General features: G+C 60.2%; 15 protein-coding genes. 2 read left to right on the top strand and 13 right to left on the bottom strand.

Annotated features, from left to right (window positions below; translation table 11 throughout):
* Positions 1 to 81: 81 nt before the first annotated feature.
* A complete protein-coding gene (locus HQ912_RS13135) occupies positions 82 to 1,197 on the top strand; it encodes an ArsO family NAD(P)H-dependent flavin-containing monooxygenase (protein ID WP_173406884.1) in 1,116 nt (371 codons plus the stop codon).
* On the opposite strand, the gene HQ912_RS13130 is transcribed toward HQ912_RS13135, so the two are convergent.
* The 12 genes from HQ912_RS13130 to HQ912_RS13075 all read right to left on the bottom strand — a co-directional run bounded on the left by HQ912_RS13130 (position 1,194) and on the right by HQ912_RS13075 (position 11,445).
* Positions 1,194 to 2,561, bottom strand: coding sequence for an ATP-binding protein (locus tag HQ912_RS13130; protein WP_047225656.1), 1,368 nt, complete (start codon positions 2,559 to 2,561; stop codon positions 1,194 to 1,196). The two genes, HQ912_RS13135 and HQ912_RS13130, sit on opposite strands and share 4 nt — an antisense overlap.
* Entirely contained in the window at positions 2,558 to 3,220 is a 663-nt protein-coding gene (locus HQ912_RS13125) for a response regulator (RefSeq protein WP_047225655.1), read from the bottom strand. The genes HQ912_RS13130 and HQ912_RS13125 overlap by 4 nt, the downstream gene beginning before the upstream one ends.
* Positions 3,221 to 3,231: 11 nt before the next feature.
* Positions 3,232 to 3,876, bottom strand: a complete 645-nt coding sequence (locus HQ912_RS13120) for a tetratricopeptide repeat protein (protein ID WP_076384310.1) — start codon at positions 3,874 to 3,876, stop codon at positions 3,232 to 3,234.
* Complete coding sequence (locus HQ912_RS13115) at positions 3,873 to 4,682, bottom strand: SDR family oxidoreductase (RefSeq protein WP_047225653.1); 810 nt, start codon at positions 4,680 to 4,682, stop codon at positions 3,873 to 3,875. Before HQ912_RS13115 ends, HQ912_RS13120 begins: the two co-directional genes overlap by 4 nt.
* Complete coding sequence (locus HQ912_RS13110; protein ID WP_047225652.1) at positions 4,669 to 5,343, bottom strand: TenA family transcriptional regulator; 675 nt, start codon at positions 5,341 to 5,343, stop codon at positions 4,669 to 4,671. The genes HQ912_RS13115 and HQ912_RS13110 overlap by 14 nt, the downstream gene beginning before the upstream one ends.
* A complete protein-coding gene (locus HQ912_RS13105; protein ID WP_173406883.1) occupies positions 5,340 to 6,821 on the bottom strand; it encodes an AMP-binding protein in 1,482 nt (493 codons plus the stop codon). The genes HQ912_RS13110 and HQ912_RS13105 overlap by 4 nt, the downstream gene beginning before the upstream one ends.
* Positions 6,811 to 7,488: a thermostable hemolysin gene (locus HQ912_RS13100; RefSeq protein ID WP_047225650.1), complete on the bottom strand. Its 678-nt coding sequence runs from the start codon at positions 7,486 to 7,488 to the stop codon at positions 6,811 to 6,813. The genes HQ912_RS13105 and HQ912_RS13100 overlap by 11 nt, the downstream gene beginning before the upstream one ends.
* A gap of 69 nt (positions 7,489 to 7,557) precedes the next feature.
* The gene (gene arsJ, locus HQ912_RS13095; protein ID WP_047225649.1) at positions 7,558 to 8,787 is read right to left on the bottom strand and encodes an organoarsenical effux MFS transporter ArsJ; all 1,230 of its coding nucleotides are present in this window, start codon (positions 8,785 to 8,787) and stop codon (positions 7,558 to 7,560) included.
* A gap of 9 nt (positions 8,788 to 8,796) precedes the next feature.
* Entirely contained in the window at positions 8,797 to 9,801 is a 1,005-nt protein-coding gene (locus HQ912_RS13090) for an ArsJ-associated glyceraldehyde-3-phosphate dehydrogenase (protein ID WP_047225648.1), read from the bottom strand.
* A gap of 68 nt (positions 9,802 to 9,869) precedes the next feature.
* A complete protein-coding gene (gene arsH / locus HQ912_RS13085; RefSeq protein WP_047225647.1) occupies positions 9,870 to 10,586 on the bottom strand; it encodes an arsenical resistance protein ArsH in 717 nt (238 codons plus the stop codon).
* Positions 10,587 to 10,651: 65 nt separating this feature from the next.
* On the bottom strand, positions 10,652 to 11,023 hold the full coding sequence (locus tag HQ912_RS13080) for a metalloregulator ArsR/SmtB family transcription factor (protein ID WP_047225646.1): 372 nt from the start codon (positions 11,021 to 11,023) through the stop codon (positions 10,652 to 10,654).
* Between the two features lie 8 nt (positions 11,024 to 11,031).
* On the bottom strand, positions 11,032 to 11,445 hold the full coding sequence (locus HQ912_RS13075; RefSeq protein WP_047225645.1) for an arsenate reductase ArsC: 414 nt from the start codon (positions 11,443 to 11,445) through the stop codon (positions 11,032 to 11,034).
* Between the two features lie 234 nt (positions 11,446 to 11,679).
* Here HQ912_RS13075 and arsB point away from each other — a divergent pair, with 234 nt between their 5' ends.
* Positions 11,680 to 12,765, top strand: a complete 1,086-nt coding sequence (gene arsB / locus HQ912_RS13070; RefSeq protein ID WP_076384300.1) for an ACR3 family arsenite efflux transporter — start codon at positions 11,680 to 11,682, stop codon at positions 12,763 to 12,765.
* A 94-nt stretch (positions 12,766 to 12,859) separates the two neighbouring features.
* Here the strand turns inward: arsB and nhaA are convergent, their stop codons facing one another.
* Positions 12,860 to 14,053: a Na+/H+ antiporter NhaA gene (nhaA, locus tag HQ912_RS13065; RefSeq protein ID WP_047225643.1), complete on the bottom strand. Its 1,194-nt coding sequence runs from the start codon at positions 14,051 to 14,053 to the stop codon at positions 12,860 to 12,862.
* Positions 14,054 to 14,065 lie beyond the last annotated feature (12 nt).

The following is a 14,065-nucleotide window of genomic DNA, read 5'->3' as shown; positions in this document are numbered from 1 at the left end:
GGGTGCTGCCGCGCCTGCAAATGACGGTACTGTCAGCCATTACACCGGCTTGTTTTCCCACCTCAATCGGAGACCACCGTCATGACTCATTCGCCTGCCACTGCCAGTCAATATGACGTGGTGATTGTCGGTGGAGGCCAATCCGCCTTGGCAGTGGCGTATTTCCTGCGGCGCACCCGACTTTCGTTCGTCATTCTCGATGCCGAGCAAGGGCCAGGAGGTGCCTGGCGCCATGGCTGGAATTCATTGCGTCTATTCTCCCCCGCCACCTGGAGCTCGATCCCAGGCTGGATGATGCCGCCCACGCAGGATGGCTACCCATCACGCGACCATGTGATCGACTACCTCAAGCAGTACGAACAGCGCTATCAATTGCCCATCGTGCGTCCCGTGCGCGTCACTTCTGTAGAGCGTACAGAAACCGGGTTGCGGATTAAGGCGCACGATAGACATTGGGACGCCAAGGTTGTGGTCAGCGCCACCGGCACCTGGAGTACCCCGTTCATCCCCCGCTACCCCGGCGCCGGATTATTCGCCGGTCAACAGTTGCACTCGGCAAACTACCTCCAAGCGCAGCCGTTCACCGGAAAAAAAGTCCTGGTCATCGGTGGCGGCAATTCAGGGGCGCAGATTCTGGCCGAGGTTTCCAGGGTTGCCGAAACCACGTGGGTAACACCTGTTGAACCCCTGTTCCTACCTGATGAAGTGGATGGGCAGGTGTTGTTCGAGCGCGCCACGCAGCGCTGGAAAGCGCAACAGGAAGGTCGCGTCATCGAACAGCCCGTGGGTGGGCTGGGTGACATCGTCATGGTACCGCCCGTCGTCGAGGCCCGGTCGCGCAACGCGCTCAAATCAGTCCGACCTTTCGAACGCTTCACCCGCAACGGCGTAATCTGGGCCGACGGGAGCGAGTCTGCGGTGGACGTGGTGATCTGGTGCACCGGCTTCCGCCCCGCCCTGCAGCATCTGGAGCCACTGGGTGTGCTCAACGCTGAAGGACGCGTGGACGTTGACGGGACTCATGCGATTCAAGAGCCCAGGCTATGGCTGGTCGGCTATGGCGAATGGACCGGTGCGGCCTCCGCTACGCTGATCGGCGTAACACGCACGGCCCGCAGCACGGTCAACGAAATTGCCGCTTTCCTCGTCGGTCCATCCGATGCCCAAACACTACCGGCACGCGACGAGCAAGGTTAAAGACGGCCCATCTGCAACGTGGCGCGCAGACCTCCCTCGGGACGATTCTCCAACCGGACCTGCCCGCCAAGCCGATTGGCGATGGTCCGCACGATCGTCAAGCCCAACCCAGCACCCTGGTCGTTGCCGCGGCTGTAGAAGCGTTCAAAAAGCCGGTCCCGTTCGGCCTCGTCTATGCCTGGCCCCTGATCCTCGACCGCCAGCTCGTAATGATCTCCCTGTCGGGCCAGTCGCACCGTGATCAAGCCGTTGGGGGGAGAAAAGTTGGCCGCATTGGTCACCAGGTTGTTCAAGGCAATATCGATGGACACCGGATCAATCCTCACCGGGTCGATGTCATCACTGACGTCCAGAACCAGCTCCAGCCCCTTGCTGAGCAACCAGGGAGTCATCTGAACCAGACTTTCACGCACAGTGGCGGGCAGATCGATCACGGCGGGTGCAGGCACGCCGGCTTGTGGTTCAAGGCGTGCCATGGTGAGCAACTGATTGACCAGGCGCGTGGTGCGATCCACTCCGACGATCAGGTGTTGCAGGGACTCACGCCGGCTCTGCTCATTCCCCGCCTCCATCAGGTTCTGCGCATGAACCCTGAGCACCGCCAGGGGGGTTCGCATCTCATGGGCTGCGTCGGCAATAAAACGCCGTTCACGGCCCATCAACTCCTGGATCTGCGCCAGCACCCGATTGAGCGCCGCTTGCATGGGCTCCAGTTCGCTGGGCAGCGGCACCAATTGCAGAGGCTCCAGTGAGCCCGGATGCCGCGCACGCAACTTGGCTGCCATGTCGACCAGAGGCTTGAGCCCCCAGCCGATGGCCAACCAGATCACGGCGGCCAGAATCAGACTGCCGATCAGATTAGGCACCACCGTGTGACGGACAATACGATCGACCAGATCGGACCGCACATCATCACGCTCCCCTACCCAGATTTTCAGGCCGTACTGTGTATCATCCAGTACGAACGCCCGCCACATACGGTCCTTTTGGTCTATCACGTCGCTGAAACCAGGAGCAATCGGCGGTGAGGTGAATGTCGGTGCACTGGAGGTGTGAACCAGCAACGCACCTTTTGAATCCCAGACCTGAAAGGCGATTTTGCTCTCATAGGGATGTCCATCGACTTTGGGAACCGCCGACGCCAAGGCCGAATTGAATGCCTGATACAACTGCGCATGTTCCTTGCTGGCCATGGGCATGCGCATGACACCCTGCAACAGCCGGGCGTTCTGGGCCAATTGAGCATCGTAGACTTCAGCGATCTCGTGGTTGCTGTCATGCAGATTGAATACGGTGATGATCAACAGGCCAACGAACAAAAGCCCCAGGATCAGCGTGAGGGTGCGCCGCCGGATTGAAGTCATCGGCGCTCCTCCACCAGATACCCGACGCCACGAATGGTACGGATCAGGTCGGTGGAAAATTTCTTGCGCAGGTGGTGGATATGCACTTCCAGGGTGTTGCTCTCGGCCTCCTCGTTCCAGCCGTAAAGCAATTGCATCAGATGATCGCGCGTCATGACCCGGCCCGGCGGCGACAGCAATTCATGGAGCAACTGATACTCCTTGGGCGTCAACGCCACCGGGTTGCCCTGATAGCTGACCTGCTGGGTCCCCGGATTGAGGCTGATGCCGGCATGCTCGATCAGCGCCTGGGCACGACCGGCGCTGCGGCGCAACAAGGCCCGCAACCGGGCCTTGAGTTCCGCCAGATCGAAGGGTTTGATCAAGTAGTCGTCGGCCCCGGCATCGAGCCCGGCAATGCGATCTTCGGTGGCGTCCCGGGCGGTGAGGATCAGCACCGGCAGGTTGGAACCGCTGTCACGCAAGCGACGCAACACCTGCAGGCCGTCCATCCGTGGCAGGCCCAGGTCAAGCACAGCCAGGTCAAAGGTTTCGCTGAGCAGTGCGTGCAAGGCGCTGCTCCCGTCCTTCAACCAGTCTACGGTATAGCCTTCGCGGCTCAGGGCCTGATGGATGCCTTCGCCCAGGGCCACGTCATCCTCGATCAGTAATAAGCGCACGCACACTCCTCTCAGCCAAGTTTTTTGTTCACATCCACCAGCAACGCTTCGATTTCCTTGCGGCGCCCCGCGTCAGCGGTTTCCCGGCCGGGCCGTGGCGCTGCCTGCAAGGCTTTTTGCAGGGCAACCCGGGCTTCAGCGTAGCGTTTCTGACGGTAGAGGTGATCGCCCCAGAAGTACAGACTGTCAATGCCGTTTGGGTTCAGTTGCAGCGCCTGCTGGAGCAGTTGCTCGGCCTTGTCCGAGTCGCCAAACCCCAAGGGCCAGCCGGGAACCCGATCATAGAGTGCGCCGAGGCTGGTGTAGGCCGAGCCTTGCAAGGCTTTGGGATCCAGGGCCAGGGCCTGTTCCAGATCGGCCTTGGCGTCCTTGACCTTGCCCAGCGCACCGATCCCGCCTGCGGCCCCTGCCCAACTGCTTTTGACAATGCCCGACCAGATCCAGGCCTCGGCCACTGACTGGCGTTGCTGCTTGAACGCCGAAGCCTGGGCGGCGAGTTTTTCAAAGGCATCGGCACGCTGCCCCTCAGGCAACTCATATTGAATATGCGCCCAGCTTTGCTGGATGCCTGTGAGACGCTGCTGGTCGGCGTCATCCAAGGCCCAGGCGCTTTGAGCCAGGGCGCCAAACAGTAAACAGATCAGAATTTTTTTCATGGTTTGAGGTGCTCGTTCTCAGGTTTATGGCTCAGACGGCGAACCAGTGGCAGTTGCTTGCGCAGGCCACGGTCCACCAGGTTGGGCAGCAGGCTGTTGAGACCGACGAAAAAACGCTCGGGCCAGCCCAGATACAGCTCGCGACGGTCGCCGGTAATGGCATGTATGACCGCCGAGGCCACCGCGTGCGGATCATCGACGTTGGCCTTGAGCGCCTGGTTGAGGGCTTGGGCCGCTGGGCTGTTCATCGACGTACGTGTAGCCCGGGGCGCCACGTAGAGCACGCCGACACGGGTGTCCGCCAATTCCCGGCGCAGTGCTTCGGAGAACCCGCGCAGGGCGAACTTGCTGGCACAGTAACTGGCGTAGCCTGGGTAGCCGATCGAGCCGTAGGTCGAGCCGACATTGACCACCATGGCGCTGGCGGCCTGTTTAAGCAGTGGCAGCAACAGTTTGCTCAAACAGATCGGCGCGCTGATGTTCAAGGCCAGCATGGCGTCGATCTCACTGTCCTCGAGTTGTTCGAGCATGGCAAAGTGGTTAACACCGGCGGCATTGATCAGCAGGTTGATGCCGCCCAAGGCCTCGGCGGCGGCCAGCACCTTGCGCCGATCACCTGGCACAGTCAGGTCTGCGCCAACCCAGTACAACTGCTGCGGGTAGCGTTCGATCAAGGGTTCCAGCGCTTCGCGATGCCTGGCCACGGCCAACACCCGAGCGCCACTAGCGCATAGGGCCTGGGCGATGGCCAGGCCAATTCCGCCACTGGCACCGGTCAAGACGATCCGGGCGTCACACAGGCGCATGCTGGTCCCCCTCGTCACGGGGCAGGCCCCGGAACATCTCGGTGTAGAGCGTGTACACCACTTTGGAGGCGTGGATCACCGCCGCCTGGTCGGCCGGATCCTCCAGCTTGTTCATCAGGCCGCGATAGGTCTGCATGTGCTCGATATCCAGCGAGCCGTGGGAGCTGAGGTAGCTGAAAGCGGTGGGCGGCAGTTCCAGGTGTTCACGAATGGCGTCAGCGGCGTGGGTCGCCAGAGCGATGCTGGTGCCCTCGAGCACGTTGACCATGCCGAACAGCCCCACCGGATTGCCCCGGGCGATCAAGTCATACAGGTAACTGACCATCAATTCGATAGGCAGCGACGGCTGACCATCACGCACCGCATCCTTGTCGCCTCCACACACGGCGATGTCATCCAGCACCCATTGCTCATGACCGTATTCCTCGTCGATGTACTCGCACACGGCTTTGCGCAGCCATTCCAAGTGCGCTGGCAGGCGTGCACCGCAAGCCATCATCAACGGTACGGTGTGGCGCACGTGGTAGTAGGCCTGGATCAGAAACGCCCGGTAACTGGCCAGGCTGACCTGGCCGTCGAGGGCGTCACGGATAATCGGCAGATTAAACAGCGTTTGACGTTCCTGATGGGTGGCTTCTTGCAACGTGTCGAAAAAACTCATGACGGATATTCCTCGGACAGAATGGATTCGCTGAACAACCCGCGGTAATGCTCGACAATCGCTTCACGGCGCGGTCGGCCGTTGGCGGTGAGCAGGCCGTTGGCTGCGGTGAAGGGGTGCGCCAGTCGCGTCCAGTGATGGACCTGCGCGTAATCGGGCAACGCCTCGTTGGCCTTGCTCACCGCCAGCTCCAGCGCTTGATCAGAGCAGTCAGCGCGGGTGGGCCACAGCAATGCATGGTTGTGCGGCAAGGCTTCGCCATAGACGAAGGCCTGACTGATGGTGCCGCCTTGGGTAAGTTCGGCTTCGACCCATTCAGGGTTAACGTTACGACCGAAGCTGGTGACGAATTGGTGCTTCTTGCGCCCGCGCAGGTACAGGAACCCGTCGGCGTCGACCTCCCCCAAGTCGCCGCTGGGCCACCAGTCGTCGGGCGGCGGAGGCTCCCCCAGGTATCCGAGCAAGGTCGAGCCCTTGATCATGACCTCGCCGTCTTCGGCCAGACGAACCTGCACATGGGGCAACGGCTGACCGACACTGCCGGCGCGGTTGGCCTGTGGCCGGTTGAGGCACACCACCGAAGCGCATTCCGACAGTCCGTAGCCTTCAAATACCGGCACGCCAGCACGCTGGGCTCGTTGCAGAAGATCATGGGATACCCGCGCACCGCCCACGGCGGCGAACCGCAAAGCGTGTGGGTAGAACGCTTTCTGCTCGGCGGCCGTGACCAGCATCAGCAACAATTGTGGAACCAGGATCAGACTCTGCGCCCGGCGCTCGGTCAGGCACGCCAACAGGCGCGCCGGGTCGACGCCACTGGCGCCCTGGATGCCAAGGGTTTTCTGGCCAGGCAGGCTGAGCATCGCCCCGGCATACAGCGCCGCGTAGCACCCGAGGTTTTCCAGAAGCACCGCCAGGGGCAGCAGCGCCAGATGATGCCTTGGGTTGACCGGCTGACTGGCCTGTTCCAGCTCACGGGCGACCCGCAGCAGGCTGTCGGCACTCAGGCAGACACCTTTTGGCGTGCCGGTGGTGCCCGAGGTAAAGGTCAGCTTGGCGGTGCCCGCCGGCAGGTGGCTCGGTCCGAGGTAATCTTTGTGCCAGAACTCGCCGCTGTAGTGGTAACCGGCGGCCTGGAGTTCGTCTGCCAGTCCCGGCTCGGCAATCACCCGCTGCGCCTGGCTCTGCTCCAGGCAGTGCAAGCGTTGAGCCGGACTGAAAAAACCCGGCAGGATGACGCAGGCCAGACCTTCGAACAAAGCCGCCAGGTCCCAAAGCATGGCTTCGACACCGTTATCCAGGGCCAGAGCAACAACCTTTATGTGTTCATCGCGCAAGCGTTGTTGGCGGTACACCACTTCGGAGTAAAGCGTGGCGTAGTCCAGCCGCAAGTTATCGCCCCACAGCGCCACGGCGTAGCCCTTGCGTTGGGCATGCTCACGCAGGGTGAGTTTGAAGCGCTCCACTTCAGGCAACATGGCACGCCTCCCCGTAGGTCTGTGAAAAACCCAGGCGATCGAACAGACCGGCATCGCGCAGATGAACGAAGCCTGCACGGATGTTGCCGACATGAACCCATGGCTGACTCTCGTAGTAGCGGCCCCAGAGGTGACGGTCTTCCCCCAGGCGCTGCGGGTCGGCCGGACACAGGGTCACGGGCTTGAGGCCAAGGCGATGGAAACTGTTGACCAGGCCGATATTGCCGGTGAACGCCACCCACTCCAGCCCGCCCATCGCCAACAGATAGGTGATCGCGATAATGCTCAGGCGAGCGCTGCCGGTGTCGCTGGCGGCCAGATTGCCAACTTCGACAATGCCGGCGCGATCCACTGCGCAGTCTGCATCGGCCTTGATCAAAGGCTCGATGGGATCGTCCAGATAATGCTCGAGAAACAGCGGTCCCTGGGCGGCCAGACGCACGCCTGCCACGGCGCAAAGCCTGCCGTCAGCATCATCGAGCCCGAACAGTTCGGGCATGAAGTGACGAATCTCTGCGCCGTGCGCCTGGTGGAAACGCCGGTGGATGAAGGCTTCGAACTCATCCCGGCGGGGCTCTCCCGGCATAGCCCGGTGCAAGTGGCGAACCGGCTGGCCGGCATTGCCGAAAGCCAGCGGTAGATGGATGTTCCAGTCAGAATCGGGCATGGGTCAACGTTCTCCCTTGGGTATGGGGAGAAAGTATCGAGGCCGTTTCTTAACGAAGTCTGAAGGTGGTTAAAGATCGACCGCCGGACTGGCGTGACGAGGCAATCCAATGGAAATCAAAGCGGCGAGCAGCACGAAGGCGCTGGAGATCCATAAGCACGCCTGCAGCCCGTACACTTGATAAACCCAGCCAGAAAGCACCGTTCCGATCAGCCGTCCCATGGCGTTGGACATGTAGTAAAAACCCACATCCAGCGATACGCCGTCTTCCTTGGCGTAGGACACGATCAAATAGCTGTGCAACGAAGAGTTCACCGCGAACAGCGCACCAAAGACCATGAGCCCACCCAGTAGCACCGTCTGTGGTGCCAACCCGCTGTCGAGTCCTAGCGCAATGGCCGCGGGCAGACCCGCCAATGCCATTGCCCACAGACACGCCGCACGGCCATCCGGCACGTGCCCACGTTTCTTGCCAGTGATGTTGGGCGCAAAAGACTGCACGATGCCGTAGCCGATCACCCAAGCCGCGAGGAAACCGCCGACCTTCCAGAAGTCCCAACCGAAAACACTGCTCAGGTAAACCGGCAGGGCCACCACGAACCAGACGTCGCGGGCACCGAACAAGAACATCCGTGCCGCCGACAAAATGTTGATCGCGCGGCTCTTGGAGAGGATGTCGCGAAACCTGGGCTTGGCTTTAGCTTTACCCAGATCCTTTTTCAACAGGATCAGGCTGGCGATCCAGATCAACGCCAGTACGCCGGCCATCGCCAGCAGCGCACCTTTGAAGCCGATGAGGGCCAGCAAGGCGCCCCCCAGGAAGAAACCAACGCCCTTGAGGGCATTCTTGGAGCCGGTGAGAATCGCCACCCACTTGTACAATTGCCCCTGTTGACCATCGGGAACCAGCAGCTTGATCGAGCTTTTCGCGCTCATCTTGTTCAGGTCTTTGGCGATCCCGGACAGCGCCTGAGCGCCCATTACCCAGGGGATGGTCAACCAGACCGAGGGAACTGTCAGCATCAACAGCGCCACGACCTGCATCCCCAGGCCGATATTCATGGTTCGGTTCAGGCCAAGCCGGGCACCGAGGTAGCCGCCCACCAGGTTGGTGATCACGCCAAAGATTTCGTAGAACAAAAACAACGCGGCGATTTGCAGCGGGCTGTAGCCCAACGCATGAAAATGCAGCACCACCAACATGCGCAAGGCGCCATCGGTGAGGGTGAAGGCCCAGTAATTGCCGGTGACGAGCAGGTACTGCCGCACTTGCGGAGCGAGGGCTGACAACGCTTTCATGACCGTTCCTCAGACTGTTCGACCGACCATCCGGGCCAGTTCCACGGTACGGTTGGCATAGCCCCATTCATTGTCGTACCAGGCGTAGAGTTTGACCTGGGTGCCATTGATGACCATGGTCGACAGCGCATCAATGATCGACGAGCGCGGGTCGGTTCGGTAATCGATGGACACCAATGGGCGCTCCTCAAAACCGAGGATGTCCTTGAGTTCGTTCTCGGAAGCGTCCTTGAGGAACTGATTCACTTCTTCGACGGTGGTGGCTCGCTCGACCTCGAAGACACAATCGGTCAGCGAAGCGTTGGCCAGCGGCACGCGCACGGCGTGACCATTGAGGCGCCCGCGCAGCTCCGGGAAGATTTCCGCGATGGCCGTGGCCGAGCCGGTGCTGGTGGGAATCAGACTCATGCCCGAAGCCCGCGCACGGCGCAGGTCCTTGTGGGGTTGATCGAGGATGCTCTGGGTGTTGGTCAGGTCATGAATGGTGGTGATCGAACCGTGGCGTATGCCGAGCTTCTCGTGGATGACTTTCACCACTGGCGCCAGGCAGTTGGTGGTGCATGAAGCGGCGGTGACGATGGCATGATCGTCGGGTTTGAACAACTGATGATTGACGCCCATGACGACGTTCAATGCGCCCTTCTCCTTCACCGGGGCGCTGACCACCACGCGCTTCACACCCTGGTCGAGATAACCCTGAAGCACGGCAACCGTCTTCATTTTTCCGCTGGCTTCGATCACCAGATCGCAGCCCGACCAATCGGTGTCGGCAATCGCTTTATTGGCTGTGACCTTGATCCGCTTGCCATCGATGACGATGTTGTCGTCCTCGGAGCCAGCCTCTGCATTCCAGCGACCATGCACCGAATCGAAGTTCAACAGATGCGCATGGGTCGCGGCGTCACCCGCCGGGTCGTTGATCTGCACAAAGTCGAACTCCGGCCAATGCCAGGCGGCCCGCAATGCCAGGCGACCAATACGCCCAAAACCGTTGATACCCACTTTGATCGTCATGTTGTTGTGCTCCTGTGGCTGGTGTCTATGGAGTTCGACTGCCGGTCGAACCAGGCGTTGGGCTTGACTCAGATGGAGCGCTGATTGACGCGATTCATCAATTCTTGCGCCGACTCCTTGCGCTCGGAATAGCGGTCGACCAGGTAATCCTGGCGGTCGCGAAGCAGCAGCGTGAACTTCACCAACTCCTCCATCACATCCACCACGCGGTCATAGAACGGTGAAGGCTTCATCCGGCCGCTGTCGTCAAACTCCATATAGGCCTTCGGCACGGAAGATTGGTTGGGAATGGTGAACATGCGCATCCAGCGTCCCAGCACCCGCAGCTGATTGACCACGTTGAATGACTGCGAGCCACCGCATACCTGCATGACAGCGAGGGTTTTGCCCTGGGTCGGGCGTACCGCGCCCATCGCCAGCGGTACCCAATCAATCTGCGCCTTGAACACCGCGCTCATGGACCCGTGGCGTTCCGGCGAGCACCAGACCTGGCCTTCGGACCACTGCATCAGCTCGCGCAGTTCCTGGACCCGGGGATGATCGACCGGCGCGTCATCCGGCAGCGGCAGCCCCGACGGATTGAAAATCCGCGCCTCGGCGCCGAAGTGCTCCAACAACCGAGCGGCCTCCTCTACCAGCAGGCGACTGAAGGAACGCTCGCGCGTCGATCCGTACAGCAGCAAAATGCGTGGCTTGTGGCTGGATGTGGTTTCGATACCGAGTTTGTCTGTCGACGGAAGATCGGCCAGTTCGGTTTCGAGTTGGGGAATAGAGTCATCAAACATAGTCTTTTCCTGCGCGACGGCGCTTTGGGAATCATCGAGCCAGCGGCATCGTCTACCGGGGCTCGTCAGGCAATTTTGCTCTCACAACAAATGGCGACCCGTTCAGGACGGTCCCCCATTGCTTCCAGACGCTTGGCATCGGGGCTTAACCAGTGCTTGTTGGTTTCGAGTACCACGGTCAGTACCTGCAGCACCCAGTCAGGAAGATTGGGGTGCAGTCGGTAGTAAACCCATTGACCTTGCCGACGGTCCGAGAGCAAACCGCAGGTGCGCAACTGCGCCAAGTGCCTGGAGACTTTGGGCTGACTCTCGTTCAACGCACAGGTCAGCTCGCAGACGCACAACTCCCCCTCTCGGGTGATCAGCAGCATCATGCGCACCCGATTGTCGTCGGCCAGGCATTTGAAGACAGTGGTCGGGGTCAGATGGTCAGCCATTTCAGTTCTCAGTGTTTGGTTTTCACCAAGACAAACATCTTGATGCGCTCATGAATTTCGTGAAGCGTGTGACGGAACGCGTCGGGCTTGGTGCTGGTGACCGGATCTTCAAAGCTCCAGGTCAACGCCTCGCCAGCATCGGGGAGCGACTGGCACTGCGCAGTTGCTTTATCGCACAGGGTAATCACGTAATCGAAACGCTCTCCCTGAAACTCATCAATCGACTTGCTGCGTAACCCGTCAGTACTGATTCCAAGGTGCGACAAGACCTCGAAGGTGCGCGGGTCGACCGCGGTCGGAACCGTGCCGGCGCTGAACGCCTCGAAATGTTCCGAATCCGTGTGCCTGAGCAGCGCTTGGGCTAACTGGGAACGAGCAGCGTTGGCGGTGCAGACGAAGAGAACGCGGGCTTTGCCAGTCATGATGAAGCCTCATCCAATATACGGAAAACCGAATATATGATTATCCGAATATAAGGTAAAGCCCCCGCCGTTTATTTTCCCTGCCACGCAACGTCTACAATCAGAACGAGATAGAATCCTCTTGGGGGTATTCTCTGAACAGGATCGCGCTCAGTTCAGAAATATATGTTTTTTTCCATATACGCTCTGCATCCGGAACCTGTGCGCGCAGACGTACAAAGAAGAGGTTTGAGTATGAGCACCCGCCAGCCCATCGGCTTTTTCGAGCGCTACCTGTCAGTGTGGGTCGCCCTCTGTATCGCCGCCGGCATTGGTCTGGGCAGTCTGTTCCCACGGCTGTTCCAGACCATGGCCGATTATGAATACGGTTCGGTCAATTTCATTGTCGCGGTACTGATCTGGCTGATGGTCTATCCGATGATGGTGTCGGTGGACTTCTCCAGCCTCAAGCGCATTCACGAACGGCCCAAGGGGCTGATCATCACCCTGGTGGTCAACTGGTTGATCAAACCGTTCACCATGGCCGGGCTGGGGGTGTTGTTCTTTCATTATTTCTTTATCGACCTGATCGATCCTCGCGATGCCGGCCAGTACATCGCCGGTCTGATCCTGCTCGGTGCCGCGCCGTGTACTGCCATGGTGTTCGTCTGGTCGCAGCTGACACGCGGCGACGCCACCTACACCCTGGCGCAGGTGGCACTGAATGACGTGATCATGATCTTCGCCTTCGCGCCGCTGGTGGCGCTGTTGCTCGGCGTGACTGACATTGAGGTGCCTTGGGCAACCCTGATCCTTTCGGTCGGGCTGTATGTGTTGATCCCGCTGATTGCCGGGGTACTCACCCGGCTGAAGCTCAGTGCCTCGGCGCAAAACGCCGGCGAGGCCGAGTATGCGGTCACGCGCTTCAACGCTCGGGTCAAACCCCTGTCGATACTCGGCCTGCTGGGCACCGTGGTGCTGCTTTTCGGGTTTCAGGGGCAGATCATTCTGGATAAACCACTGCTGATTGCTTTGATTGCCGTGCCCTTGCTGATCCAGTCCTACGGCATTTTTGCCATTGCTTACGCGGCGGCGCGGCTATGGAAAGTACCCTTTAACGTGGCGGCACCCTGCGCCCTGATCGGCACCTCGAATTTCTTCGAGCTGGCGGTGGCGGTGGCAATTGGTTTGTTCGGCCTTAACTCCGGGGCGGCCCTGGTCACCGTGGTCGGGGTGCTGGTGGAAGTGCCGGTGATGCTGTCGCTGGTGGCTTTTGCCAACCGGACCCAGGCCTGGTTCCCGAAAGAAGGCGTAGAGATGACGCCAACCGCCTCACCATGACCACAGCATCGCTGCGAACGAGAAATACTGTGGTTAACCCAGGCGAGACGAACTGGATAACGCGGCATGGACAATGCCCCTGCCGCGTCTCACATCAGTTTTTCTTGGGACCTACTTTCATCAGCAACATGACGCCGATGATGGCCGACAGGGTCGAGCCCAGCAGCACACCGACTTTGACCTCATCGACCAGATGCGGCGCATTGGGAAATGCCAGCGCACCGATGAACAGGCTCATGGTGAATCCGATCCCGCACAACAGCGCCACGCCGTACATCTGCGACCATCTGGCCCCCTCAGGCAGTTTGGCCAAGCCGAAACGAATGGCCAGCGCCGCCAACCCGAACACCCCAAGCTGCTTGCCCAGCAACAGCCCCATCGCCACGCCCATCGGTACCGGATCAAGCAGATTATTCGGCGAAATACCGGCCAGGGACACGCCGGCATTGGCGAAGCCGAAGATGGGCACGACCGCAAAAGCCACCCATGGATGCATCTTTTCTTCGAGGTAGAGCAGTGGCGACCACCCGCCTTCGTTGGAGTCTCCAAGGGGGATACACAGGGCAAGAATGACCCCGGCCAAGGTCGCATGGATGCCCGATTGCAGCATGAAGTACCAGAGCAGTGCACCGGCTATCACATAGGGAAACAGCCGCTTGACGCCGCAACGGTTGAGTACCACCAGCAGTGCCGTAACGCCCAGGGACGCCAGCAGCATGTTCGTCGACAAGTCGCTGGTGTAGAAGATCGCGATGATGAGGACGGCCCCAAGGTCATCCAGAATCGCCAGCGCGGAGAGAAAGATTTTCAAGGAAATGGGCACACGCTTGCCCAGCAGCGACAACACCCCCAAAGCAAACGCGATGTCAGTTGCGGTGGGAATCGCCCAGCCGCTCAAAGTCTGTGCATTACCCCAGTTGATCGCCACGTAGATCAAGCCCGGCAGCAGCATACCGCCCAGCGCCGCAAATCCCGGAAGGGCTCGTTGGCCCCAACTCGACAACTGGCCTTCAAGCATTTCACGCTTGATCTCAAGGCCGACCAGTAAAAAGAACAGAGCCATCAGGCCATCATTGATCCAGTGCCCCACCGAAAGCCCCAGGGCTTTGATGTGCAGCGTGGAGAAGTAAACTTCTGACCAGGGCGAATTGGCTACTATCAGCGCGGCCAGGGCGGAAGCCATCAGGATCAGGCCGCCAGCGGATTCAGCGGCGAAAAAACGGGAGAGGAAAGCCATGGCGGAAGGTGACTCACTTTTATTATTCAGGCGCAACGGTTCCGGGCTCATAGGCACAGCGAC

Source organism: Pseudomonas sp. MPDS, assembly GCF_013283895.1.
Taxonomy (GTDB): Bacteria; Pseudomonadota; Gammaproteobacteria; order Pseudomonadales; family Pseudomonadaceae; genus Aquipseudomonas; species Aquipseudomonas rhizophila.
This window is presented reverse-complemented; position numbering and strand designations above follow the sequence as displayed.